This is a genomic window from Paenibacillus sp. FSL W8-0919 (assembly GCF_038003785.1).
Taxonomy (GTDB): Bacteria; Bacillota; Bacilli; order Paenibacillales; family Paenibacillaceae; genus Paenibacillus_AQ; species Paenibacillus_AQ lactis.
This window is the reverse complement of the sequence record NZ_JBBOPV010000001.1, coordinates 5,879,263-5,903,241: the sequence shown is the minus strand read 5'-3', so window position 1 is coordinate 5,903,241 and position 23,979 is coordinate 5,879,263. Positions and strand designations below refer to the sequence as shown.

Below are 23,979 nucleotides of genomic sequence, written 5' to 3'. Positions count from 1 at the left end.
GCCTCATTTATGTCCTACCCAATGATGCACACGACACGCGCGCCGATCCGGCTTGATCAGGCTGCTGAAGCAGCTTGGGGATTTGTGCGGTCAACTTCCATCCGTATACACTCCGCAGAAGACGGCATCTGCTCCGTTTCGAAGCTCCTTCCGCCGCATGGGTCGGAATTGGATATCGAAACGGGCGGATTTTCGCTGCCGTTTCTTGAATACGCTGGCCGTTCTCCTCGATCGGCGGTTTTACTGAAGACGGGGAAGCTATGGCCATGTAAAAAGCCCAGTGGGATTTCACTGGGCTTTTTTGTATGAAAAATGTGGAGTCTTGGCGGACAAACACGGATCTTCGTCCGAGTCACGAATCGATTGCCGTCATGAAATGTCTATCTGCTGCGGTTGGTGTTTTGCGGTGCATTCCCTTGAGGACTGTTCGGCTGAACCGTGCGTCCTCCGTGATCTTGGGCATTACCGTTTCTAGGCGTGACATCTTTAGGCAGCTGCGGAATGATGCGTCCGACGATATCGGCAAGCTCGCTGGCCAGTCCGGCTATCGGGTGACCCTCCTGAATATGTCGGCCAAGATCGGCAATGCGGTTGGTAATGTCCAAATCGGCTGTAACGAGCGCGTTGGCTCCGGCAGGATCCTTCTGTAGAGCTTCGGCGACCGTGTATTTGATGGTACCCACTTCAGCACGGTCGAGATTTCCATCGACATTTAGTCCCACAACGGCCGTATTGCCCATGACCACACAATTGGCATTCTTGACGCCTGGTACACTTTCGGCCAACGCTTTCAAATGATTAGCGGTCGACGTATCCACACGCGCATTACCTTGGGTATTGTCAGCCGCGTCCCCCCTGTTCGTGATACCCGGGCCCCAGCCATCTACATTGTTGGTGGCAAGGCCTCTGTTACCATTCAAGCTCTGGGCTGTCGTGTTATTCGTCTGTCCATTCGTTTGATTACGAGGAGAGGGTGATGCATTGTTATTGGCAGTCCCGCAGCCTGCGAGAAGCACCATCGTCAGCACTAGGGATAGAGCAGCTTTCATATGAATCTGTCCTTTCGTCGTAAATTTCATTCGATTACTCCAGAGGCTAAGCTTATTATGTCCGGGACGAAATGGTTTAATGTGTACCTGATGATGAAGAAGCAGTGGAGGGATAAGATGAGTAAAATTTTTGTGCTGGATACGAACGTACTGCTGCATGATCCTCAATCCATTTATGCTTTTGAGGAGCATGAGGTCATCATTCCTGCGGTGGTTCTTGAGGAGATCGATTCGAAGAAGCGTAATGCCGATGAGATCGGCCGAAATGCCCGCACCGTGTCCCGGCTGTTGGATGGATTACGGGAACGGGGGCACCTGCATGACGGGGTGCTTCTGGAGAATGGCGGGACACTGAAGGTCGAGCTGAATCATCGCAGCTTCGTCAAGGTACAAGAACTGTTTAGTGAGGCTACCAACGACAATCGAATTTTGGCTGTCGCGTTAAATTATAAATTGGAGGAGGAACCGAAGGAGGACGGCAAGGCTGTCGTGCTCGTCAGCAAGGACGTATTGGTCCGGATCAAGGCGGATGTGCTTGGATTAACGACACAGGACTACTTGTCCGACCGGACGGCCGATCCGAGCGAATTGTTTCCCGGATATTCGACGATCAAGGTACACCCGTCGGTCATCGACGAGTTTTACAGCTACCGTTATCTTCCGATCAAACCGCTGCAGCTGCCTTATCTGTTGTACCCGCACGAATTCGTCATTTTGAAGGATGAAATGGGCTCGGCCAAGTCGGCATTGCTTCGCGTCAATGAGGATGCTACACGGCTTGAGCCGCTGCACTTGAGCAATGAACCGGTATGGGGAATAAGCGCCCGCAATGCCCAGCAGCGAATGGCGATCGAGCTGCTGCTTAACGACGATATCCCGCTCGTGACGATCACGGGGAAGGCGGGAACAGGGAAAACATTGCTGGCGCTTGCAGCCGGTCTGTCCAAAGTCGAGGATGAGCACCGATATAAAAAGCTGCTGATTGCCCGGCCTGTCGTTCCGATGGGCAAGGATATCGGTTATTTGCCCGGCGAGAAGGAAGATAAGCTGAGACCTTGGATGCAGCCGATATATGATAATCTGGAATTTTTGTTCGATACCAAGAAATCGGGCGATATCGATAAAATACTCATGGGGCTCGGCAGTATTCAGGTCGAAGCGTTGACTTACATTCGCGGCCGGTCCATTCCAGGGCAATTCATTATTGTGGATGAAGCGCAAAACTTATCGCGGCACGAAGTCAAGACCATTGTGTCTAGGGCCGGAGAAGGAAGCAAAGTCATTCTTATGGGAGATCCGGAGCAGATCGATCATCCGTATCTGGATGCGGTGAGCAATGGCCTGACCTATGTGGTAGAGCGGTTTAAGCAGGAGCGCCTGAGCGGTCATATCACATTAACGAAGGGCGAGCGTTCCAAGCTGGCTCAACTGGCGGCAGATTTGCTGTAGCTGATATTTCCCGAGAAATAAAGAAAAAGGGAACAAACGACATCTGATATTTGAAAAAGGGGCGGTTCGGAAATCTTTATCATTTCCGGACCGTCTTTTCTAATATCTTCCGCAGCACTTGGGTGCGGTGCAAGAAGGGATCCCTCACTCTTGCTTGTGTTGGGTTCATGCCGTATAGAGACTCCGGGGCAGTGAGCTTGCTTAATGCGTTCTGCATTCACTTGACAACATACTATACAGCTGCGCAGGGTACGGTTTCGTATAGTTCTATCTGTCTGTTCTTGCAAACCGGTGGTATAATCTATAAATGAGATAGGACAAGAGCACTAGAGGTTTGGTAAAATAAGGGCAAGTGGCTAAAGGAGTGAAGTGGGGATATGAAACGGAAAAAATATTGGTTCCTCTTTGCGGTCTTATTATTGTCTTTATCCAGTTTATCTCCCAGCTTCGACTTCACTCATTATACCAAGCGGGAGCCGCCCGGAGATGAGCCGATTCCGCCCGAACAGCGGCCGGAAACGCCGGAAGCCGACCAGGGCCCGATTCAGGTCGGGGTTCAGTTAAGCGGCGCCGAGCTGAGGAAGCTGAATGAGCTGAACGAACAGTTTATGCAGGAGTACGGCGCCGAGGTTAAGATAGTTCCTCTGGAATCGAATGATCCAGACGGGGAGGAATCCCTGGATTCCTTTATGATGCAGTTAAGCCTGGGAGAAGGGCCGGATATCCTTTTGACAGATTCGCATTATATAAAAGCGCTTGCAATGAACGGTTATTTGCTCCCGGTCGATGCCTCCCAAGCGGTTATGCCGGACGGCGAGGCCTTGAATGGCCTGCTCACGCCGCTGCAGTGGAACGGATACCAATGGGGCTTGCCTTTCGACATCGATCCCTATGTCATGGTCTGGAACGGGCAAGGGAAGGACGAACCCTCCAAGAAGCTGCCCCGAAGCCGGAAAGAATGGAAAGAATATTTCGGCGTACATACATCCGGTGCGGTGCTGTCCTTTGACTTAAGGGACCCCTACGCCTTTGCAGCTGCGGTTCACCTCATGGAAGGAGATCCGTCCAGTCCGGATCGGGATGTTCTGGACTTGCTGCTGCGGGGCATCAGACCTGCTTCGGAGTCAATGAGCGGCGAGCAGCAGGTTCCCGGGGGAAATTCGGAACCGAGTGACGAGCCGGGAACCGTTCAGATCGGGCCCTATTCAGCCTTTGTCGATCAAGACACCGACGGTAGGACTCTTGCTCTCGCGATGGGGAATAATCATCCAAAGTCCCCTGTCGTTCGCACACGATGTCTTGCCGTTGCGGCCCAAACGGAATCTTCCGCACTCGCCATGAAATGGATAACGTACATGACGGAAAAAGAGCAGCAGCGCGAATGGAGCAAGTCGGCAGGAACGCTGCCTGTTTTGTCAGAGCTTTACGTGACCAGCAGTCACTTGCTTCATGACCAAGGCATCTGGCAAAAGGCCGCCGTTCCGGTTCAGCTGCTGCTTGCGGAGAACGAAGCTTCGGTGCTCGATTTTGGGGAGCCGGTGAACTTCCAGGCCTATGCCGAATCGGCCCGGAGCCTGTTGAGCGGAGAAATAACCATGGAGAAGTACCTGGAGCTGCATCCTCCTGAGGCGAAGTGAAACGCATAATTAGGATCAGCACGTCAAACAACTGCCCGGAACGTTAGATTGCGAATGTTCCGGGCAGCTGTTTTTTTGTTCATCCTATGTAGTGGATAATAGAGGCGTCAATCTAATGGCAGTTAATCCATACAGCCTTAAAGATGATAGTGACCGGGGGCGGGACTTTCGGTACTGCGCTTAATTGCAGTGGTTTCTTAAGTTAAACAAGCTATAGCAAGCTATAAATCCAGCTCCATCGTAACCATGAGCCTCTGATTGGCGCTTGAAACCTCTGTTGCTTTCAGAAAGGACACCAGCTGTTTCGGATAGAAGTTCATGTCGAATTCTTCCTGGAGCGCCTGGCGCGTTGTGTCCGGCAGCTCGATCCGGTTGAATACAAGCTTGTCGACATGGAACATAATGGCGTTCTGCGGATCTTCGACAACCGTATACCGGCCTTCGATCAAAAGGGATAAATTGCCGCTTTCTCCGGATGCAATCACTTTGCCGTCATTGAAATGAAATGCGAACGAGTTGAAGAGCTCGTCCTCGGACCGGAGGAAGGCATTAAGCTCATCTTCATGAATGTTTATCGTATACACTTTCCCGTTTGTCTTCAATATGTTCTTGCTGCCCTGAACGAAATCCGGAAGATTCTCCATTGCGTTTGCCAGGGCCCGGAAATGGCGTTTCACCTCGTAGAGGCCGACGTTCTCCCAATATAAAGTAAACTCCTCAATCAGCTTTTTCATGGCTTCAGGATTGCTGCTTGTCGATACGGCGCTGTCCACCTGCTTCTCCAGCGCAAGCACACGTTCCCGCTGCCTGACCAGATTATCCTTCACTTCAACAAGCGCCGATGCATTCCGAGCGGCCTCAGCCTTGGAGGAGGCAAGCTCCTGGTATTGGTTGTTATAGGCCGTTAACACGTCCCGGTCATTCTGAATGATCAAATCGTAAAAATCCAGTACACGGAAAAACCCGGCCAAGCTTTTAGCAGATAACAGCATGTAATATAACTGCTCGCGCTCGCCCATGTAATAGGAACGCAGCACAGCTCCGGCGCGCTCCTGGCGGTCACGAATCGTCAGCTCCAATTCTCCGATCTTCCCTTGAAGCTCGTCCTGCAGCGCTTCAAGCTCCACAATCCGGCTCGATATCCGGGAAATCTCCTCATCGATCTCGACAATGGACAGACTGTCCTGCAAGATGCGGCGCGCCTCTTCCGAGTCCGGCATGACGGGGCTTGCATCCTGCTCGGAGTAAACCGCTGGAGTAAACATGAAACAGAACAACAGAAGCAGCGTGAGCATGAACGGGAGGATCGGCGTTTTTAATCGTTCAATCAACAGGAGTCCTCCTTGAATGGTTGTTTAGACGAAAGGAATCCGTCCGCTGTCCCTTCATTGTTAACCAATATATGATGATGACGCTATAAATATCAACCTTTTGGAAACTGAAAAAAAACGACCCGCAGCAAATGCTCCGGATCGCTTTTTTTTAAAGACACTGTTCACGAATCGCAAGGAAACCATCCGCACCCGTCCGCTTAGCCGGGTTGTCCAAGTTCAAGCGCCAGCGGGAGCGGATATTCGCCTGCTTGGTTTGTTGGCATTCATTAGAGCGGCTTGCCCATAACGAAGACCGTCCAGTAGCTGAAGCCTGTGAAGGTCACGATCATATAAGCCCAGAAGAGAAGAATATAGGTTCTCTCCGTGAATTTCAAATATCCCAGGATCACGAAAAATGCCGTCTGCAGGAAGAACAGCAGAGCCATTTCAATAAGATCACCGGCGAAGGCCATCAACCCGATCGTTAGGGTAAAAAAGCCCAGCACTCGAAACATCCGTGCCACGATATATCCTCCTCTCGTATGTACGCACATAATGCCGCTATTCCCATTATAGCGTTACGGGAAAATGGTGTAAACGCCTAACTCAAGAAAAACCTGCTTTATTTTTATTATGTGCCGAGAAGGTCCCGAAATAATCAGGAAGTTTTTCTAAGGTTTCGCACCATTTCCCCGCTTAAGCGTATGATCTGTATTCAAAATGGAAATACATTTTAGTATCAAATAGATTCTATGAACTCTATGAGAGGCATAGGAATGAATTAAGCAGTTTTTATACCCTATTCAGCAGCCGATTTACGGTATTGAAGACGGTTATTTTAGGATGTCGTTAGGAGGGTTTTATGGTATGTCAGCAGTAAGACAGGATGCTTGGAGCGCAGAGGATGATCTGATTTTAGCGGAGGTGACCCTGCGCCATATTCGGGAGGGCAGCACCCAATTGGCTGCCTTTGAGGAAGTAGGGGAGCGGATCGGCCGCACTTCGGCCGCCTGCGGATTTCGATGGAACAGCTGTGTGCGCAAAAAATACGAGGAAGCAATCAGCTTGGCGAAATCCCAGCGCCAGAAAAGAAGTTATTATAAGAAGCAGTCGCCGCTTAGCGGCCCGCAGGTTGCAGGCGTAGCTGCCCAGGAACTGGAACAGGATGCCTATAAAAACGACGGAGCCACGGAAGAAACGCTGTCCATTGATGCCGTCATCCGTTTCCTTCGTCAATGGAAGGGCGGGTTGCAGGAAAGCTCACGCCAGTATAAGCTGCTGGAGAAAAATCTGCGCGAGAAAGAGGAAGAGCTTGCAAGACTTCGCAGCGAGAATGAGCGTCTCTTGAAGGAAGTCAGTGAAGTGAAAACCGATTACCATGTCGTCAATGATGACTATAAGGCGCTGATCCAGATCATGGATCGGGCGCGAAGACTGGCTTTCCTGAATGAAGAGGACGAGGAGCTGAAAACTCGCTTCAAAATGGACGCCAACGGAAATCTGGAACGAATCGAATAGAAACAGGCTAGACATCCAGTGCCTAGCAGCCGTAACCCGCATTAGTGCATTTCATGCGCTTTGGCGGGTTATTTGTGCGTATATGAATTCTTTCTGATATATACTAGAGCTAGTACAGCATTTTGTTATTTCTAGCGATGATGGAGGTAAGGATGAACATACATATTTTGGGGGCCGGTTCCTTGGGCCTGTTATATGCCGCCAAGCTTGCGGCAGCCGGAAATGACATCACATTATGGTGCCGCGGCGCTCAGCAGGCGGAGAGAATCGGGACAGAGGGGATATCATTGGATAATACGGCCGGCGAACGGACGCTGGTCCAGCCGGACCGGATCAAGGCGTATCCGCTGTCTGCCTTTTCGGCTCGGGGCGGGGCGGAAGGAGCAGATGTTCTTTTTCTTATGTTAAAACAGCAGGGCATCGAGGATATGGCAAAGCAAGTGCTTCTTCCGTTCGGGCATGCGAAACGCCGGTTGATTTGCTTTCAAAACGGAACCGGCCATATGGAGCTTCTTAACCGCTACCTTCCGGCCTGGGAGCTTTACGCAGCGATAACGACGGAGGGCGCCAAGCGTACGGGTCCGGCCTCGGTGCTTCATGCAGGACATGGAACGACGACGATCGGGAGGCTGCCTCAAGCTGAGGGGTCCAGTGGGCAGGAGCAGGAAGACGAAGCCGAAATCGAGCTGGTGAAACAGCTTAACCGTGCAGGATTCGAGTCGTTTTTGTCGAAAGAAATGGAAGAGATGATCTACCGGAAGCTGCTCATGAATGCTGTCATCAATCCGCTGACGGCTTTGTGGCGGGTTCGAAACGGAGAGCTGCTGGCCTCGCCGCAGCGGGTGGCGATCATGAGGGCGCTTTACGATGAAGGAATGGCGGTATATAAGGCGGGTAATATCCCGTGCGGGAGCCATTTATGGGAGCAGATCGAGCAAGTCTGCCGGTCTACCTCGGACAACACCTCCTCGATGCTGAAGGATGTTCTCGAGGGACGCACGACGGAAGCGGCCTGGATTAACGGAAGTATCGTCCGCATGGGCAGAAGATATAGAGTAGCTACACCACACCACGAGCTCATTTTACAGCTTATTGAGGGAATGACTATATAGGAGGTACGATAGTATGGGTTTCTTGAACAATCTGCTCTTTTGGTTGAGTGTAATTCCATTCATTCCGTTTTTCCTGGTATACTTCATCGTCATTCGAAAGGGGAACAGCCGTAAGCAGGCGATTGAGCTCGCCATGGATGTGACGACCTTCTTTTTGATATTCTCGGTTTCGGCTTTGTTTAACATTATATTCCAGTCAAAATTTGGTTTTTATCTGGTTTTGCTCCTGCTGCTCATTGCGGCAGGGTTGATCGGGAGTGCGCAAAACCGCTGGAAGGGCCGGGTCAATGGGAAGAGACTCGTCAGGGCGGTGTGGCGCCTGGGGTTTGTCGCCTTAAGCGCTGGATACTTACTTTTTACATTTTTTGGACTGCTTACATACATAATTAAGGTTACATAGGGACAACTTAATCGTTAAGATAACACTTGGGGAATCTGCCAGATCTAGGATCAGGCAGATTTTTCAATTTTCTGATTTATGGATTTTTTTGACCACTGGTTGTATAATCGATAAGCATATACCTATTTTATGAGGGGGATAACGCAAGATGAAGAAACACAAGAAACTGCTGCTTCTCATGACACTGATTCTTGCCTTCAGTTCAGTGTTGGCCGCATGCGGAGCTGACAAGAATGATCAAAGTGCCAACAGCGGAACAGGGAACAAGCCGAAAGAACAAGTCTTTCGCATGAACCTTGCCTCCGACCCTCCGACATTGGATCCAGGATTGTCCCAGGACAATACATCGAATACGGTTATCAACGCTGTGTTTGAAGGTCTGGTTCGCAAAGGTGCCGACGGCACGGAAGAACCTGGCGTAGCGGAAAAATGGGACATCTCCGAAGATGGCCTCAAATATGTTTTCACCCTTCGCAAGGACGCCAAATGGAGCAACGGCGATCCGGTAACGGCCAAGGATTTCGAATTCGCGTGGAAGCGCGTGCTCGATCCTAACTTTACTCCTGCATCCCCTTACGCTTACCAGCTGTACTACATCAAGAACGCTGAAGCGTATAACAAAGGAGAAATGAAAGACGCTAACGAAGTCGGTGTAAAAGCAACCGATGACTACACGCTGGAAGTAACGCTGGAGAACCCGACGCCATACTTCCTGAGCCTCATGTCCTTCCAAACGTATTTCCCGGTTCATAAATCCGTTGAAGGCAACGCTTCTTGGGCGACGAAACCGGATACGTTGATCGGGAATGGTCCGTTCAAAGTTTCACAAATGACGAAGGGCCAAAAGATCGAGCTTGTGAAGAACGACCAGTATTGGGACAAAGCTTCCATCAAGCTTGAGAAAGTACAAATGAGCATCGTTAACAGCTCTGCGACCGAGCTTGCAAGCTACCGTAACGACGAGCTGGATTATGCCGGACATCCGACAGGAAACATTCCGACAGACCAGCTGAATGCGGTGAAGAAAGAGCTTGGCGATGAGCTTGTGATCAAGGGGATCGCCTCGACGTACTTCTATATCTTCAATACAACGGAAGAACCGTTTGATAACGTAAACATTCGTAAAGCCTTTGCGATGGCAATCGACCGCAAGGCGATCGTAGAGAAAATTACGCAAGGCGGACAGCTCCCGGCTTACGGCTTCGTTCCTCCGGGCATTAAAGGCGAGAAGGATGAATACCGTAAAGAAGTTCCGGACAACTACTTCAATGAGAATCTGGAAGAAGCGAAGAAGCTGCTCGAACAAGGCATGAAGGAAAAAGGCTATACGACTTTGCCGGAGGTTACGCTGATCCACAACTCCGATGACAACCACAAGAAGATTGCGCTGGCCATCGCGGATATGTGGAAGAACAACCTTGGCGTAACGGTTAAGGTTCAAAACCAAGAGTGGGGCGTATTCTTGAAGAACCGCACGGATCTCAACTACCAAATTGCACGTTCCGGATGGGGAGCCGACTACAACGACCCGATGACCTATATCGACATGTGGACATCGACCGGCGGCAACAACGATACCGGCTTCAAGAGCGAAGAGTATGACAAGCTTGTCAAGGAAGCTTATGCTACCAGCGACAATGCGAAGCGCATGGAATTGATGTCTCAAGCGGAGAAGATTCTCGTTCAGGACAACCAGGTTGTTATGCCGATCTACTACTACTCTAGCGTTTCCCTGGTTAAACCTTGGGTGAAGAACCTCCATCTTGATTATAAAGGCGATATCGATTTCACACGTGCGTATATCGAGTAGTCTTCTGTAATTCCTTTATAAAAGTGCATGTTCAAAAAGTCGGTTTAAAAGACGACTTTTTGAACAACCTCTAAAAGGTTGCAGTTCGGGATATATATGTGGGGCTTCTAACACCTCATATATATCCCGATTTTTTGTATGAGCGCCCGGTTACCAAATCCTGTGTCCCTTGGTGAAACTTATTGGATGCTCATTTGATTAGGGAAGACTACAATGAAATAGACGGCTTGGTATAGAACAACAGGAGCAGGAGGACGACAAGAATGCTGAGGTATGTGGCGAGTAAGTTTTTTTACATGCTTGTATCCTTGTTCATACTGATCTCAGCCACTTTTTTTCTTATGAAGGCCATACCGGGAGATCCGTTTATGGGAGAGAAAAAACCATCGCCTGAAATCTTGGCGAGGCTGATGGAGCAGTATGATTTGGATAAACCGGTTTTTCAACAATACACGAAATATTTAGGTAATATCATTCAAGGTGATTTCGGTTTGTCTATGAAGCATCAGGGGCAATCGGTCACCGATATTATAGTAGATACGTTCGGACCTTCGCTTCGGTTGGGTCTGATCGCGATTGTCGTCTCCGTAATCGTCGGTGTACTGCTGGGGATGCTGGCAGCTCTTTATCACCGGAAGCTGATTGACAATCTAGCGATGATTATCTCGGTTCTCGGGATCGCGGTTCCGAGCTTCGTCCTGGCATCCATGCTGCAGTTCGTATTGGCGGAGAAAGCCGGCCTGTTCAATGTCATGGGCTTTGACGGTCCGCTCGATTATGTCCTGCCTGTCATGGCTTTGTCCGCACAGCCGATCGCGTTTATCGCCCGTTTGACACGCTCCAGCATGCTGGAAGTGCTTCATTCGGATTATATCAAGACAGCAAAAGCCAAAGGACTTAACTGGTTTGCAATCATGTTCCGCCATGTCATCCGCAACGGCATCCTGCCGGTGGTTACGTATGTCGGTCCAATGACTGCCAATATCATTACCGGTTCTGTCGTTATCGAGCAAATTTTTGGTATCGGCGGCATCGGCAAGCAGTTTGTGGAGAGCATTACGAACCGTGACTATACGGTGATCATGGGGATTACGATTTTCTACGGCATCCTGCTGATGCTGGCGCGTTTCGTTACAGACATCGTATACGTATTTGTGGATCCGCGCATTAAACTATCCGGCGGGAAGGAGGGATAAACATGGCGACAGAACAGGGAATGCCTCATCCGGCCGCTCAGCAATTAACGCCTGAAGACTTCCGGAAGATCGGTCCGGATGAGAAGCAGTCCGAAGTCATCCAGCGGGAAAGCTTGTCTTCCTGGCGGGATTCCTGGGAACGATTGCGCAAGAATAAGCTTGCGATGACGGGCCTCGTTGTCATGATCCTGATTGTCATCATGGCGATCATCGGACCGATGATTTCGAATTATGACTATGAAACCAATGATTTGATGAATACGAACGCTCCGCCTTCCGCCGAGCATTGGTTCGGTACGGACGATCTGGGCCGCGACGTGTTTGTCCGCACCTGGATGGGAGCTCGCATATCTTTGACGGTTGGCCTTGCGGCGGCAGCCATTGACCTGATGATCGGCGTTATTTACGGCGGCATTATGGGTTACTTCGGCGGGCGCGTCGACGAATTCATGAATAAATTTGCAGAAATTCTGTATTCCATTCCTTATTTGCTGGTAACGATTTTGCTTCTGGTCGTGTTTGAGCCGAGTCTTGGGACGATCATACTTGCCTTGACGATTACAGGATGGATCAACATGTCCTGGATCGTGCGAGGCGAAATTATGCAGCTGAAAAACAGGGAATTCGTGCTGGCTTCCCGGTCGATGGGCGCAAGCGCGCCGCGGCTGTTGTTCCGGCACTTGATTCCGAATGCGATGGGACCGATCATCGTTACATTGACGTTGTCGGTGCCGAGCGCGATTTTCTCCGAAGCGTTCCTGAGCTTCTTGGGTCTTGGCGTACAAGCTCCTGTCGCTTCGTGGGGCTCCATGATTAACGACGCTCTGTCGGGATGGATGTACTATCCTTGGCGGATGCTGTTCCCGGCTCTGTTTATCAGCTTGACAATGCTTGCATTCAACATTTTCGGTGACGGTTTGCGCGATGCGCTGGATCCGAAATTGAAAAAATAGGAGGTGGGAAGGTATGGAACCGATCTTGCAGGTTAAAGACCTCAACGTATCGTTTCGTGTCCGAGGCGGCGAGGTAAAGGCTGTGCGCGGCGTGAATTTTGAAGTCGGCAAGGGGGAGACGGTTGCCATCGTTGGTGAGTCCGGCAGCGGTAAAAGCGTTACCGCCCAGACCATTATGCGTTTGATTCCGTCGCCGCCCTCAGAGATCAAAAAAGGAGAGGTCATTTTCCAAGGACAGGACCTTCTCAAAAAAACGAATAAACAGATGGAAGCGATCCGCGGCAAGGATATCGGGATGATCTTCCAGGATCCGATGACCTCGCTGAATCCGACCATTAAAATCGGCAAGCAGATAACCGAGGTGCTCGTGAAGCATCAGCGCATGTCGTTCTCCGAAGCGAAGAAGCAGGCGATCGAAATGCTGAAGCTCGTCGGCATCAAGAATGCCGAGGAACGGTTTGATCAATACCCGCATGAATTTTCGGGCGGCATGCGTCAACGTGCGATGATCGCGATCGCGCTTGCCTGCAAGCCGACGCTGCTTATTGCGGACGAACCGACAACGGCGCTGGACGTGACGATCCAAGCTCAAATCATGGATGTCATGAAAGAAATGCAGCAGCGTCTCGGCACGTCGATTATTCTGATCACCCATGACCTTGGGGTCGTGGCCGGCATGTGCGATCGCGTGATCGTTATGTATGCGGGCGAAGTGGTAGAGACCGGAACGAAATGGGAGATCTTTAAAAATCCCCAGCACCCCTACACGAAAGGTCTGCTTCGTTCCATGCCGCGCCTGGATCAGAAGAAGGACGAGCCGCTCATTCCGATCATCGGAACGCCGCCGGATCTGATCAAGCCGCCTGTCGGCTGTCCTTTCTGCGCCCGCTGCGATGAGGCGATGAAGATTTGCGAACGGATCGACCCGGGAGCGACGGAATTCAGCGACACGCATATGGCGCGCTGCTGGAATTTGCATCCGATGGCGAAGGAGGCGCAAAGCTCATGAAGGATAACCATCTGATTGAAGTGAAAGGCCTCAAGAAATACTTTAATGTCGGCGGGGGCAATGTGCTCAAGGCGGTCGACAACCTGAACTTCTATATCCGCGAAGGCGAAACGCTCGGCATGGTCGGGGAATCCGGCTGCGGCAAATCTACGGCGGGTCGGACGATTCTGCGTTTGTACGAGCCGACGGCAGGCAGCGTTAACTTTAATGGTACGGACATTTACAAGCTGTCTCCGAAGAAAATGAAGGCGATGCGGCGCGATATGCAGATGATCTTCCAGGATCCGTATGCATCGCTGAATCCGAGATTTACGGTTTCCGATATTATCGGTGAAGCGCTGGATATTCACGGCATGGCCGGAAGCCGCGCAGAGCGCAAGAAGCGGATTGAGGAGCTGCTTGACATGGTCGGCCTGAACAGCGATCATGCAACGCGTTATCCCCACGAGTTCTCGGGCGGTCAGCGGCAGCGGATCGGCATTGCGCGCGCGCTTGCGGTCAATCCGAAATTCATCATATGCGACGAGCCGATCTCGGCGCTCGACGTATCCATTCAGGCTCAGGTGGTCAACCTGCTGAAGGATTTGCAGAACCGTCTCGGATTGACGTACCTTTTCATCGCTCACGACCTGTCGATGGTCAAGCATATCAGCGACCGCGTAGCGGTGATGTATCTCGGGAAAATGGTCGAGCTGGCGGACAGTGAAGAGCTGTATGCCAACCCGATCCATCCTTACACCAAAACGCTGCTGTCCGCCATTCCGATTCCGGATCCGGAAATCGAGGCGAACAAAACGCGTCTTAAAATGGAAAATGACATGCAGGGACCGATTTCGGCCGCCAAAGGAGAGGACGGAACGGTTCAGCTGGATGTGGATGATACCGAACTGGTCGAGGTATCCAAGGGCCATTGGGTTGCCAAGGCTTACGCATAATTCGGCCTTGACAAGTAGGAATAGCCGCAGGCAATCATGCCGGCGGCTATTCTTTTCCTTTGACGCACAATACCAACATTCGGTACAATCAAGAAAGGTTTTATTAGGTTAGAATAAATGATCGTACACATATTGGAATTTTGGCGACGAAAGAATAGGAGGCGACATCATGAATATCGTTCCGGAACCATTACACCTCGCCTCGCGTCTTGCTCAGGACTATATTCACCGTTTCGATCAAGTCAGCGGATTATACGGTGGAGATTTCCGCAGCGAGCGAAGTTTTGCCGAGCGGGCAGCATGGCTGGACCTTTCGGAAGACAAGCGCACGCCGCGCAAGGCGCTGGTCAGTTGTCTTCGGGCATATAATAAGAAGCACAATAATCATCCTGCAGTACATACGTCGCTGGATTCACTGGAGCAGCAGGGTACGCTGGTGATGGTCGGCGGGCAGCAAAGCGGGTTGTTTACAGGTCCGCTGCTCGTTGTATACAAGGCCATCACGATCATCCAGTCTGCCCGGGAAGCACAGCGGCGGCTCAACCGGCCGGTGGTGCCTGTATTTTGGATCGCTGGGGAAGATCATGATTGGGACGAGGTGAATCACACGTATTTCTTGTCCCCGGATCAGAGCCTTGCCAAGGTGAAGCTGGATCCGAAGGATGCACTGAGAACCTCTGTCAGCTATACGAAAGTAGACCGTGCGGATTGGGACGGGCTGCTGAACGAGCTGCAGCAGCAGCTGCCTGACAGCGAACACAAGGGCGAGTTGTTGAGGCTGGTCAGCGAATCGGTCCAGGATGCACCCTGTTTAAGCGATGCTTTTGCAAGGCTGCTCGGCGGGATGTTCGGCAAATACGGATTGATTTTACTCGATTCCGCCGACCCTGCGCTGCGGGAGCTGGAGGTTCCCGTGTTCGAAGCGATGATCAAGCGTAATGAAGATTTATGCCGCTCCTACCAGGCTGCGGCTAAAGAAATCGCCGGACGGGGCTATGAAGTTCAGGCGGAGGTCGCAGAGAATGGGGCGAATCTCTTCTACGTGCATGAAGGCAGACGGCTTCTGCTGTTCCGCGAGGGGGATGTCTACTCGGACCGGAAGGGCCTCGTATCCTTTACACGGCAGGAGCTTCTCGACGAGCTGCATAAGCATCCGGCCCGGTTCAGCAACAATGTGCTGACCCGTCCGATCATGCAGGACTCACTGCTCCCCGTACTCGGAACCATCCTCGGCCCAGGCGAGATTTCGTATTGGGCGATCACCCGCGACGCTTTTGCCGATCTGGGATTGCGGATGCCGCTGATCATCCCGAGAATGTCCTTTACGCTTCTGGACGGGACCGTTCATAAATACATGGATAAGTATGAGCTGACCTTCCAGGACGTGCTGCTCAATCTAGCGGAGAAGCGGGATGCGTGGCTGGCTGGTCAAGACAAGCTGAATTTGGATGAACGGTTTGCCCAAACGAAGGCCGCGTTTGAGACGCTGTACCAGCCTTTGATAGAAGATATTGGTAAAATGCAGGCGGGGCTGTTAAAATTAGGGGAAACGAACCGCGAGAAAATCTTGGAGCAGATGGATTTCCTGCTCAGCAGATCAAAAAGCGCATTGGCCCAGCAGCATGAAGCAGCTTTGGCGCAGTGGAAGCGGATCGAAGTGTCGCTTCTGCCTGAGGGCAGCCCGCAGGAAAGGGTGTACAACATCGTAGAATACATGAACCGCTACGGGCTGAATCTGGTGGACCGCCTGATGGAAATCCCGTATGAAGGTTCGGGCACCCATCGTGTCGTATTCATATAATAAGCCGGTATGCATTAAACAGACCATAGGAGGTTAGTTGTATGAGCTCATCTGCATTACAGAACAGCAGCATCGCCGACGTCAAGTTGGCGCCGGAGGGTCATTTGAAGATTGACTGGGTGAAGGCGCACATGCCGGTACTGAACCGGGTGCGGGAGCAGTTCGAACGGGAGCTTCCGTTCAAAGGCTTGAAGGTCGCCATCTCCTTGCATCTGGAAGCGAAGACCGCCTATCTTGCAAAAGTCATTCAGGCCGGGGGAGCCGAAGTGACCATCACCGGCAGCAACCCGCTGTCCACACAGGACGATGTGTGCGCGGCTTTGGTGGAGGACGGCATTACCGTGTTCGCGAAATATAATCCCGATCCGGAAGAATATAGACAGCATCTCATCTCGACATTGGAGACGAGACCCGATCTCATTATTGATGATGGCGGCGATCTCGTTACGATTTTGCATGCTGAGCGCACAGACCTGCTTGAAGGGGTTCGCGGCGGGGCGGAAGAAACAACGACCGGCATTCTGCGACTAAAGTCCCTGGAGAAAGAAGGGGCGTTAAAATTCCCGATGGTGGCCGTCAATGATGCATACTGCAAATATTTATTCGATAACCGCTACGGTACGGGCCAATCCGTATGGGACGGCATTAATCGGACGACGAATCTGGTCGTGGCTGGAAAGACAGTGGTTGTCGTCGGCTACGGCTGGTGCGGCAAAGGGGTTGCGATGCGGGCTAAAGGTCTTGGTGCCAATGTCATTGTTACCGAGGTGGATGCGATTAAAGCGGTTGAAGCCTATATGGACGGCTTCCGGGTGATGCCGATGCGCGAAGCGGCGAAGCTGGGGGATTTCTTCGTTACCGTAACCGGCAACCGCGACGTAATCAGCGGCGAGGACTTCGATGTTATGAAGGACGGAGCCATCCTATCGAATGCGGGACATTTCGATGTGGAGGTCAACAAGCCGGATTTGGCCGAGCGCGCCCAGTCGGTTCGCACCGTTCGCCGCAATATTGAGGAATATCATCTGAAAGACGGACGCAAAATTTACTTGCTGGCCGAAGGCCGCCTCGTCAATCTGGCAGCGGGCGACGGCCATCCGGCTGAAATTATGGATATGACCTTTGCGCTTCAGGCGCTGTCCCTGAAGTATGTAAATGAACAATATCAGCAGATCGGTACGCGGGTGCTGAACGTTCCTTATGAGTTGGATGAGCAAGTGGCACTTTATAAGCTGGAAAGTCTAGGCATTCAAATCGACAGCTTGAGCGCTGAGCAGAAAGCTTACTTGGATAGCTGGGCCCAGCATTAAACCTATACGGCACCTTAACACTTGAGAACCTCCTTCCATTCCCGGCAGGGATTTGGAAGGAGGTTTTTTTGGTGCGGTTATCTTGAGAGAAATAACCAAAAAAACAAAATCCCGCTTGAAGGAATTTGATTCTTGACGCCGAATCTATTATCCTAAAGTGGTGGAAAGTGGTGCAAAGTGGGGAAACGGGGTTAAGGGGTGGAATGCCTGATGTTTATGGGGGAGTTTCAGCATAGCATTGATGACAAGGGAAGAATCATCATCCCCGCTAAATTTCGGGAGCTCTTAGGCGCCTCGTTTGTTGTTACCCGCGGATTGGACCAATGCCTATTTGTATACCCCAGAGAAGAATGGTCCATTATGGAGCAGAAGCTCAAATCCCTGCCGCTCATGAAGTCGGATGCCCGCGCATTCACCCGGTTTTTCTTTTCCGGGGCAACCGAATGCGAATGGGATAAACAGGGAAGGGTAAATTTGCCGGGCAATTTGCGCGAGTTCGCCAAGCTGGAGAAGGAGTGCGTCGTTATCGGCGTATCCAACCGCGTGGAGATCTGGAGCAAGGAGCAGTGGCAGAAGTACTACGAGCAGTCGGAGGAGACATTCAACGACATCGCCGAGAAGCTGGTCGATTTTGATTTCGATCTTTAAACGGCTTGCAGTAGTACTTGACGATTGAGCAGCAAATGTAAACGACTAGAATGTTGAATTCAGACACAATGGAGGGCTGCAGCTTTGTTCCATCACATCACGGTGCTTAAGCAAGAAGCGACAGAAGGGCTGCGCATCAAACCAGATGGTATATACGTTGACTGTACGCTTGGAGGCGCGGGGCATAGCTCGCTCATTGCTTCCCAGCTAAGTTCGAAAGGCCGGTTGATCGCATTGGATCAGGACGATTGGGCATTGAATAATGCCCGGGAAGTAATGAAGCCTTACGCAGACCGGATTACGCTCGTCAAGACGAATTTTCGGGATCTGGAGGAGGTGCTCCGGAGCGAAACGACGCCAGGCGGGAACGAACAGCCGCAAGTTGACGGTATACTCTTTGATTTGGGCGTGTCTTCTCCCCAATTCGATGAGGGAGGGAGAGGGTTCAGCTACAATCACGATGCGCCGCTGGATATGCGGATGGATCAATCCGCCGAGTTGACCGCTGCAACGATCGTCAACGAGTGGCCGGAGCAGGAGATTTCGCGAATTTTGCACGAATACGGCGAGGAGAAATTTTCGCGCCGCATCGCCAAGGTCATTGCGGAAAGAAGGGCACAGAGGCCTATTCAGACAACCGGAGAGCTTGTCGAATTAATTAAGGAAGGAATTCCGGCAGCGGCAAGACGTACGGGCGGCCATCCGGCGAAGCGCAGCTTTCAGGCGTTCCGGATTGCGGTCAATGATGAGCTTGGCGCATTCCAGGATGCGCTGCATCAGGCGGTGAGATGCCTCGCCCCGGGGGGAAGAGTGTCCGTGATCACGTTCCATTCGCTGGAAGACCGGATATGCAAGCAGATTTTCAATTCGTATATTCCTAAATGCACTTGCCCTCCGGATTTTCCAATGTGCGTATGCGGAGGCGGCCAGGGGGATCTGAAGCTGGTGAACCGCAAGCCGATCATACCGTCGGCGGAGGAAATTGAGGGCAACCCAAGAGCAAGATCGGCGAAGCTGCGAATTGCAGAAAAGCAGTAGCACACATTATACCTGAAGAAGGAGAATCGCCATGGCATACACACGCGGTAATTTGGCTGTACAGGAGAGACAGAAGGAAACGCAGTCCGCCTATCTCGAGAAGACGAAAGTCATCAAACGCCGTTCCCAGTTACCCCAGAAAGAAAAGCTTCTGTATTTGTTGTCCGTGGTATTCATGGTTGTCGTCATGGGCGTGATCGGCATGAGCCATGTTCATTCCTATGACTTGAATCGGCAGATTCATGTAACGGAGAATAAGATTGAAGAAGGGAAACGGACGGTTACACAGCTTCAAGTCGAGAAGCAGACGCTGGAGATGCAAATTTTGGACAAGGCAAAAGAGCTTGGCTACGTGCCCATTGATGAAACAGACGCCATTCATTTGTCACCGGTTTCCGGACAATCCGGAACAGAGGCTTCGAAATCCGGACAAAATGATTAAAGTGTGAGGTTACGCCAATGGTTAAAAAAATCAAACTGCGCACCGTGCTAATAGGGGGATGTATAACCCTCTTTTTTGCTTTATTAATTGGTCGGGTGTTCTGGCTGCAGGTCATCGACAACGATTTCTGGAAGGCGGAAGCGATGAAGCGCTGGTCCCGCTCGCAGGATCTCCCGGCATCCCGGGGGACGATCATGGACCGGGACGGCGACATTCTGGCCATGGATGCGCCGGCCTATACCGTGGTCGTCAATCCGAAGGTCATTCAGGCGAACGGCCTGGAGGAGGATGTCGTTAAGGGGCTGCATGACATTCTCGGCAAGGATGAGGACGAGCTTCGGGAAATGGTCCGGGCCAAGAACGATAAGGGAGAATACCTTCTCGGACGCGAGGTCCGCAGCGAGGGCTGGAAGATCGATGAGGAGACCAAGGACAAGGTCGTTGAATTGAGAACGGGCTTGGAAGAGAAGCTGAAGAAGGCCGGCAAGATCGCCGATTCGGGCATCGGGCTCCAGCGGGAGCAGAAGCGCTTCTATCCGCAAGGGACGCTGGCAGCGCATGTCGTAGGATATACGGATCTTCAGGGAGAAGCGATTGGCGGAATTGAGGCCTTTTACGACGACTATTTGAGGGGCAAGGATGGGTTTGCCTCCTACAAGAGCGACAAGAAGGGCGTCAAGCTGCCGAGCCAGGATGATTTATACCAGCCTGCCATAAATGGGAAAAATTTATTGCTGACGATCGATGATACAATCCAGTATTATATCGAGGACGCGATGCGCGAAACGTTTGACAAATACAAGCCGATCAGCATGACGGTGATCGCGGCGGATCCGAAGACCGGAGAAATCCTCGGCATGGCGAACCTGCCGACCTATAATCCCAATACATACTGGGAATCGGAATATAAGAACTATTACAATCATGCGGTAAGATCGCGGTACGAGCCGGGATCGACCTTCAAGATCGTCACCTTGGCCAGCGCCATCCAGGAGAAGCTGTTCAACCCGAATGCAGCTTACCAGTCAGGTACCATCCGGGCCGGGGGGCGAACCCACAAAGACATCCGTCCGGAAGGATGGGGGCCGATTACGTATCTGGAAGGTGTAAAGCGGTCGAGTAACGTGGCCTTTGTCAAGCTGGGGTACGAAATGCTTGGCAAGGAGCGGCTCACCAACTATATCAAGCAATTCGGCTTTGCGGAAAAGACCGGTATCGACCTTCCGGGCGAAACGTCCAGTATCCTGAACATGACTTACGATCCGGATATCGCCTCCATGACCTACGGCTATGCCGTTTCGGTGTCGCCGATCCAGCAAATTGCGGCCATCTCGGCCGTTGCGAACGGCGGCAAGCTGATGACGCCGCATTTGGTGAAGGAGATCGAGGATCCGAACACCGGCAAGACCAAGAAAATCGAGCCAAAAATGGTCCGCCAGGTCATCTCGCCCGAGTCAGCCAGGGAAACCGGCAAATATCTCGAGCAGGTCGTTGCCGACGCTGACAAAGGTACAGGGCACGCGGCATATATCGACGGTTACCGGGTAGCGGGGAAGACGGGTACTGCCGTCAAATCCAGCGGCGGCTATAAGGATACGACCAAACAGGTTGTTTCCTTTATCGGTTACGCGCCGGTGGAGGATCCGAAGATCGCTGTGCTGGTCATCATTGACGAACCGAATGAGGAGAAAGGCGGAGGCGCGCTCGCGGCACCGATCTTCAAAGAGATCGTATCCAAGACGCTGACTTACTGGGGCGTTCCGAAGTCGAATGCCGAAGATAAGGGGAAATCGAAAGAGACCGTACTTCCCGACGGGTCCTATGAAGCTCCGAAAATGACGGGCATGAAGGTAAGCGAAGCGAAGGCGAAGCTGCTTGAGGAGGGCGTTGTATTCGAGACGCTCGGCAGCGGAAGCACCGTAAAGAAGCAGTTTCCGGAGCCCGGCACGCCGATCAGCGGCGCGCAGCGCATCTATCTCTTGACCGAGGATGAAGCGACGATGTCAGTTCCGAATTTGCAGGGCGAGTCACTTCGCGATGCGATGGAGGTCCTGACCTTGATGCGGGTCAAGGTCATGGTCCAGGGCGAAGGCTACGTTACCAAGCAAATGGAAACGAGTGAGAACGGCCAGCGGACCGTGCATCTGACACTGACGCCTGCCGAGGATAAGTCGGAGGCAAGCGACAGCGAAACCGGAGCTGAAATCGAAAACGAAACCGAAAACGAAGCTGAATCCGGAACCGCAACTCAAGAAGAGAAGGCAACCGATGCCGCCGACCAGGCGGCGGGAAGCGAAGAGGACAAGGAATAGCTTGTTCTATCCCCGGTTTGTCCCGAATACTCATGTGATGAAGGCATTTCATGAGCTTTCGGGTTCAAACGGGGAGGGAAGCTTAAGGTGAAAGTATCCAAGGTATCACAGCGGCGCCGTCTGCTCTGGAGCCTGCTGCTGCTGCTCCTGCTGTTCTCGGCATTGATCGTCAGGCTGGGGTATGTCCAAATCGGAAAGGGCGCGGAGCTGTCAGCGAAAGCAGAGGAGCTGTGGCGCCGGGCCATTCCGTTTTCGGCGAAGCGGGGCGAGATTCTCGATAGAAACGGCACCGCGCTTGTAACCAACATCACGACGCCGACCATATGGGCCATTCCGGCGCAGATCCAAAACCCCGATGAAACAGCCAAGACGCTCTCCGGGATGTTGGGGGTAGGCGAAGCCGATGTGAAGAAGGCCATTACCAAACGGAAATCCATGGTGGAACAAATCAAACCCGGAGGGCGTAAAATTACGATGGAGCTGGCGCAGGAAATTCGTGATTTGAAGCTGCCGGGTATCGTTGTTGCCGAAGACAACAAGCGTTATTATCCATACGGCGATCTTGCCGCACATATTTTGGGATTTGCGGGAATTGACAATCAGGGACTTACCGGCTTGGAAGCGAAGCATGACGATAAGCTGAAAGGATTCAACGGGAATATCTCGTACCTGTCGGATGCGGGGGGCAGGCTGATGCCGGGCTCCACCGAGACGTATAAGGAACCGCGTAACGGCTTGAATCTGGAGCTGACGATCGATAAATCGATTCAGTCCATTATGGAACGGGAGCTTGATCAGGCGATGGTGAAATACCAGGCCAATGGGGCTTGGTCCATCGCCATGAATCCGAAGACGGGCGAGATTTTGGCCATGGCCAGCCGTCCGAGCTACTCGCCAGCGAATTATCAGGAATTCTCCCCCGAGACGTACAATCGGAATCTTCCGATCTGGATGACGTACGAGCCGGGGTCGACCTTCAAGATCATCACGCTGGCCGCAGCGCTGGAAGAGGGGAAGGTGGATCTGAAACATGATCATTTCTTTGATTCAGGCGCAGTCGAAGTTGGGGGCGCTCGCCTCCGCTGCTGGAAGCGGGGCGGACATGGCAGCCAGACCTATTTGGAAGTCGTCCAGAACTCCTGCAACCCGGGCTTTGTGGCACTCGGCCAGAAGCTCGGCAAGGAAAGCCTGTTCCAATATATCCGCGATTTCGGCTTCGGCTCGAAGACGGGGATCGATTTGAACGGGGAGGAGAACGGCATCCTGTTCAAGCTGGACAACGTCGGGCCCGTTGAGCTTGCGACGACGGCCTTCGGCCAGGGGGTCTCGGTGACTCCGATCCAGCAGGTGGCCGCAGTATCTGCCGCCATTAACGGAGGCAAGCTCTACAAACCTTATGTGGCCAAGGCATGGATCCATCCGGAAACCGGCGAGGTGGTGGAGGAAGTGAAGCCGCAGATGGTGAGGCAGGTCATCTCGGAAGAGACGTCCAAGCAGGTCCGCGAAGCGCTGGAAAGCGTCGTGGCCAAAGGAACCGGACGGCCTGCCTTCATCGACGGCTACCGCGTCGGCGGGAAGACCGGGACGGCCCAGAAGGTCGTGAACGGACGTTATTCCTCCACCGAGCATATCGTATCCTTTATCGGCTTCGCGCCGGCGGACGATCCTGAGATCGTTGTGTATACCGCGGTCGACAATCCGAAGGGAATTCAATTCGGGGGCGTGGTTGCGGCTCCGATCGTGCAGAACATCTTGGAGGATGCGCTGCACTATATGAATATTCCGCCGCGGAAGGATCAGCTTCCCCGCGATTACAAATATGGGGAAGTGCCGACCGTAACCGTGCCGGATCTGGTTGGAGCGACGGTTCAGGAGCTCTACGAGGACTTGAACATGAACTTTAACCTGGCCAAGTCGGGGACCGGCAACACGGTCATTTCCCAGGCGCCGAAGCCGGGAAGCCGAGTGGAGCGGGGATCCACGATCCGTATCTACATGGGCGAGGCTCCGGACGAAGCGAAACACGAACATTAAGCCGTATCATCCG

General features: G+C 52.2%; 21 protein-coding genes. 18 read left to right on the top strand and 3 right to left on the bottom strand.

The window, feature by feature from the left end; translation table 11 throughout:
- Window positions 1–9: 9 nt before the first annotated feature.
- Window positions 10–309 (top strand): hypothetical protein, encoded by a 300-nt coding sequence (locus NST44_RS26835; protein WP_007129442.1) that lies wholly within the window; start codon window positions 10–12, stop codon window positions 307–309.
- Between the two features lie 71 nt (window positions 310–380).
- On the opposite strand, the gene NST44_RS26830 is transcribed toward NST44_RS26835, so the two are convergent.
- A complete protein-coding gene (locus tag NST44_RS26830) occupies window positions 381–1,079 on the bottom strand; it encodes a YhcN/YlaJ family sporulation lipoprotein (RefSeq protein WP_007129443.1) in 699 nt (232 codons plus the stop codon).
- Between the two features lie 87 nt (window positions 1,080–1,166).
- Here NST44_RS26830 and NST44_RS26825 point away from each other — a divergent pair, with 87 nt between their 5' ends.
- Both NST44_RS26825 and NST44_RS26820 read left to right on the top strand, forming a co-directional pair.
- Window positions 1,167–2,498 (top strand): PhoH family protein, encoded by a 1,332-nt coding sequence (locus tag NST44_RS26825; protein ID WP_040738501.1) that lies wholly within the window; start codon window positions 1,167–1,169, stop codon window positions 2,496–2,498.
- 377 nt (window positions 2,499–2,875) lie between these two features.
- Entirely contained in the window at window positions 2,876–4,135 is a 1,260-nt protein-coding gene (locus NST44_RS26820) for an extracellular solute-binding protein (protein ID WP_007129445.1), read from the top strand.
- 221 nt (window positions 4,136–4,356) lie between these two features.
- Here the strand turns inward: NST44_RS26820 and NST44_RS26815 are convergent, their stop codons facing one another.
- Both NST44_RS26815 and NST44_RS26810 read right to left on the bottom strand, forming a co-directional pair.
- Window positions 4,357–5,466, bottom strand: a complete 1,110-nt coding sequence (locus NST44_RS26815) for a coiled-coil domain-containing protein (protein WP_007129446.1) — start codon at window positions 5,464–5,466, stop codon at window positions 4,357–4,359.
- 269 nt (window positions 5,467–5,735) lie between these two features.
- Entirely contained in the window at window positions 5,736–5,972 is a 237-nt protein-coding gene (locus NST44_RS26810; protein WP_007129447.1) for a DUF2626 domain-containing protein, read from the bottom strand.
- A gap of 343 nt (window positions 5,973–6,315) precedes the next feature.
- Between NST44_RS26810 and NST44_RS26805 the strand changes: the two genes are divergently transcribed.
- The 15 genes from NST44_RS26805 to NST44_RS26735 all read left to right on the top strand — a co-directional run bounded on the left by NST44_RS26805 (window position 6,316) and on the right by NST44_RS26735 (window position 23,966).
- Window positions 6,316–6,966: an RsfA family transcriptional regulator gene (locus tag NST44_RS26805; protein ID WP_007129448.1), complete on the top strand. Its 651-nt coding sequence runs from the start codon at window positions 6,316–6,318 to the stop codon at window positions 6,964–6,966.
- A gap of 152 nt (window positions 6,967–7,118) precedes the next feature.
- Window positions 7,119–8,078, top strand: a complete 960-nt coding sequence (locus NST44_RS26800; protein WP_007129449.1) for a ketopantoate reductase family protein — start codon at window positions 7,119–7,121, stop codon at window positions 8,076–8,078.
- 13 nt (window positions 8,079–8,091) lie between these two features.
- Window positions 8,092–8,478 carry a DUF3397 domain-containing protein gene (locus tag NST44_RS26795; protein WP_007129450.1) on the top strand — a complete coding sequence of 129 codons (387 nt, stop codon included), beginning with the start codon at window positions 8,092–8,094 and terminating at the stop codon, window positions 8,476–8,478.
- Window positions 8,479–8,626: 148 nt separating this feature from the next.
- A complete protein-coding gene (locus tag NST44_RS26790; RefSeq protein WP_007129451.1) occupies window positions 8,627–10,288 on the top strand; it encodes a peptide ABC transporter substrate-binding protein in 1,662 nt (553 codons plus the stop codon).
- Between the two features lie 263 nt (window positions 10,289–10,551).
- A complete protein-coding gene (locus NST44_RS26785; RefSeq protein WP_007129452.1) occupies window positions 10,552–11,484 on the top strand; it encodes an ABC transporter permease in 933 nt (310 codons plus the stop codon).
- A gap of 2 nt (window positions 11,485–11,486) precedes the next feature.
- Complete coding sequence (locus tag NST44_RS26780; protein WP_007129453.1) at window positions 11,487–12,437, top strand: ABC transporter permease; 951 nt, start codon at window positions 11,487–11,489, stop codon at window positions 12,435–12,437.
- A gap of 13 nt (window positions 12,438–12,450) precedes the next feature.
- Window positions 12,451–13,446, top strand: coding sequence for an ABC transporter ATP-binding protein (locus tag NST44_RS26775; protein WP_007129454.1), 996 nt, complete (start codon window positions 12,451–12,453; stop codon window positions 13,444–13,446).
- A complete protein-coding gene (locus NST44_RS26770) occupies window positions 13,443–14,381 on the top strand; it encodes an ABC transporter ATP-binding protein (protein WP_007129455.1) in 939 nt (312 codons plus the stop codon). Before NST44_RS26775 ends, NST44_RS26770 begins: the two co-directional genes overlap by 4 nt.
- 169 nt (window positions 14,382–14,550) lie before the next feature.
- Window positions 14,551–16,182: a bacillithiol biosynthesis cysteine-adding enzyme BshC gene (gene bshC / locus NST44_RS26765; protein ID WP_007129456.1), complete on the top strand. Its 1,632-nt coding sequence runs from the start codon at window positions 14,551–14,553 to the stop codon at window positions 16,180–16,182.
- Window positions 16,183–16,223: 41 nt separating this feature from the next.
- The gene (locus NST44_RS26760; RefSeq protein ID WP_007129457.1) at window positions 16,224–17,492 is read left to right on the top strand and encodes an adenosylhomocysteinase; all 1,269 of its coding nucleotides are present in this window, start codon (window positions 16,224–16,226) and stop codon (window positions 17,490–17,492) included.
- A gap of 210 nt (window positions 17,493–17,702) precedes the next feature.
- Complete coding sequence (gene mraZ / locus NST44_RS26755; RefSeq protein WP_007129458.1) at window positions 17,703–18,140, top strand: division/cell wall cluster transcriptional repressor MraZ; 438 nt, start codon at window positions 17,703–17,705, stop codon at window positions 18,138–18,140.
- 84 nt (window positions 18,141–18,224) lie between these two features.
- The gene (rsmH, locus tag NST44_RS26750) at window positions 18,225–19,178 is read left to right on the top strand and encodes a 16S rRNA (cytosine(1402)-N(4))-methyltransferase RsmH (RefSeq protein WP_210095269.1); all 954 of its coding nucleotides are present in this window, start codon (window positions 18,225–18,227) and stop codon (window positions 19,176–19,178) included.
- Between the two features lie 31 nt (window positions 19,179–19,209).
- The gene (locus tag NST44_RS26745; RefSeq protein WP_077565021.1) at window positions 19,210–19,620 is read left to right on the top strand and encodes a cell division protein FtsL; all 411 of its coding nucleotides are present in this window, start codon (window positions 19,210–19,212) and stop codon (window positions 19,618–19,620) included.
- 17 nt (window positions 19,621–19,637) lie between these two features.
- Window positions 19,638–21,932, top strand: a complete 2,295-nt coding sequence (locus tag NST44_RS26740) for a penicillin-binding transpeptidase domain-containing protein (RefSeq protein WP_213614231.1) — start codon at window positions 19,638–19,640, stop codon at window positions 21,930–21,932.
- An 87-nt stretch (window positions 21,933–22,019) separates the two neighbouring features.
- Window positions 22,020–23,966, top strand: a complete 1,947-nt coding sequence (locus tag NST44_RS26735) for a stage V sporulation protein D (RefSeq protein WP_007129462.1) — start codon at window positions 22,020–22,022, stop codon at window positions 23,964–23,966.
- The last annotated feature ends 13 nt before the right edge of the window (window positions 23,967–23,979 follow it).

Coding starts and splice junctions, on each gene's coding strand:
- NST44_RS26835 (WP_007129442.1), top strand. CDS start 10: ATGTCCTACCCAATGATGCACACGACACGCGCGCCGATCCGGCTTGAT.
- NST44_RS26830 (WP_007129443.1), bottom strand. CDS start 1,079: ATGAAATTTACGACGAAAGGACAGATTCATATGAAAGCTGCTCTATCC.
- NST44_RS26825 (WP_040738501.1), top strand. CDS start 1,167: ATGAGTAAAATTTTTGTGCTGGATACGAACGTACTGCTGCATGATCCT.
- NST44_RS26820 (WP_007129445.1), top strand. CDS start 2,876: ATGAAACGGAAAAAATATTGGTTCCTCTTTGCGGTCTTATTATTGTCT.
- NST44_RS26805 (WP_007129448.1), top strand. CDS start 6,316: ATGTCAGCAGTAAGACAGGATGCTTGGAGCGCAGAGGATGATCTGATT.
- NST44_RS26800 (WP_007129449.1), top strand. CDS start 7,119: ATGAACATACATATTTTGGGGGCCGGTTCCTTGGGCCTGTTATATGCC.
- NST44_RS26795 (WP_007129450.1), top strand. CDS start 8,092: ATGGGTTTCTTGAACAATCTGCTCTTTTGGTTGAGTGTAATTCCATTC.
- NST44_RS26790 (WP_007129451.1), top strand. CDS start 8,627: ATGAAGAAACACAAGAAACTGCTGCTTCTCATGACACTGATTCTTGCC.
- NST44_RS26785 (WP_007129452.1), top strand. CDS start 10,552: ATGCTGAGGTATGTGGCGAGTAAGTTTTTTTACATGCTTGTATCCTTG.
- NST44_RS26780 (WP_007129453.1), top strand. CDS start 11,487: ATGGCGACAGAACAGGGAATGCCTCATCCGGCCGCTCAGCAATTAACG.
- NST44_RS26775 (WP_007129454.1), top strand. CDS start 12,451: ATGGAACCGATCTTGCAGGTTAAAGACCTCAACGTATCGTTTCGTGTC.
- NST44_RS26770 (WP_007129455.1), top strand. CDS start 13,443: ATGAAGGATAACCATCTGATTGAAGTGAAAGGCCTCAAGAAATACTTT.
- bshC (WP_007129456.1), top strand. CDS start 14,551: ATGAATATCGTTCCGGAACCATTACACCTCGCCTCGCGTCTTGCTCAG.
- NST44_RS26760 (WP_007129457.1), top strand. CDS start 16,224: ATGAGCTCATCTGCATTACAGAACAGCAGCATCGCCGACGTCAAGTTG.
- mraZ (WP_007129458.1), top strand. CDS start 17,703: ATGTTTATGGGGGAGTTTCAGCATAGCATTGATGACAAGGGAAGAATC.
- NST44_RS26745 (WP_077565021.1), top strand. CDS start 19,210: ATGGCATACACACGCGGTAATTTGGCTGTACAGGAGAGACAGAAGGAA.
- NST44_RS26740 (WP_213614231.1), top strand. CDS start 19,638: ATGGTTAAAAAAATCAAACTGCGCACCGTGCTAATAGGGGGATGTATA.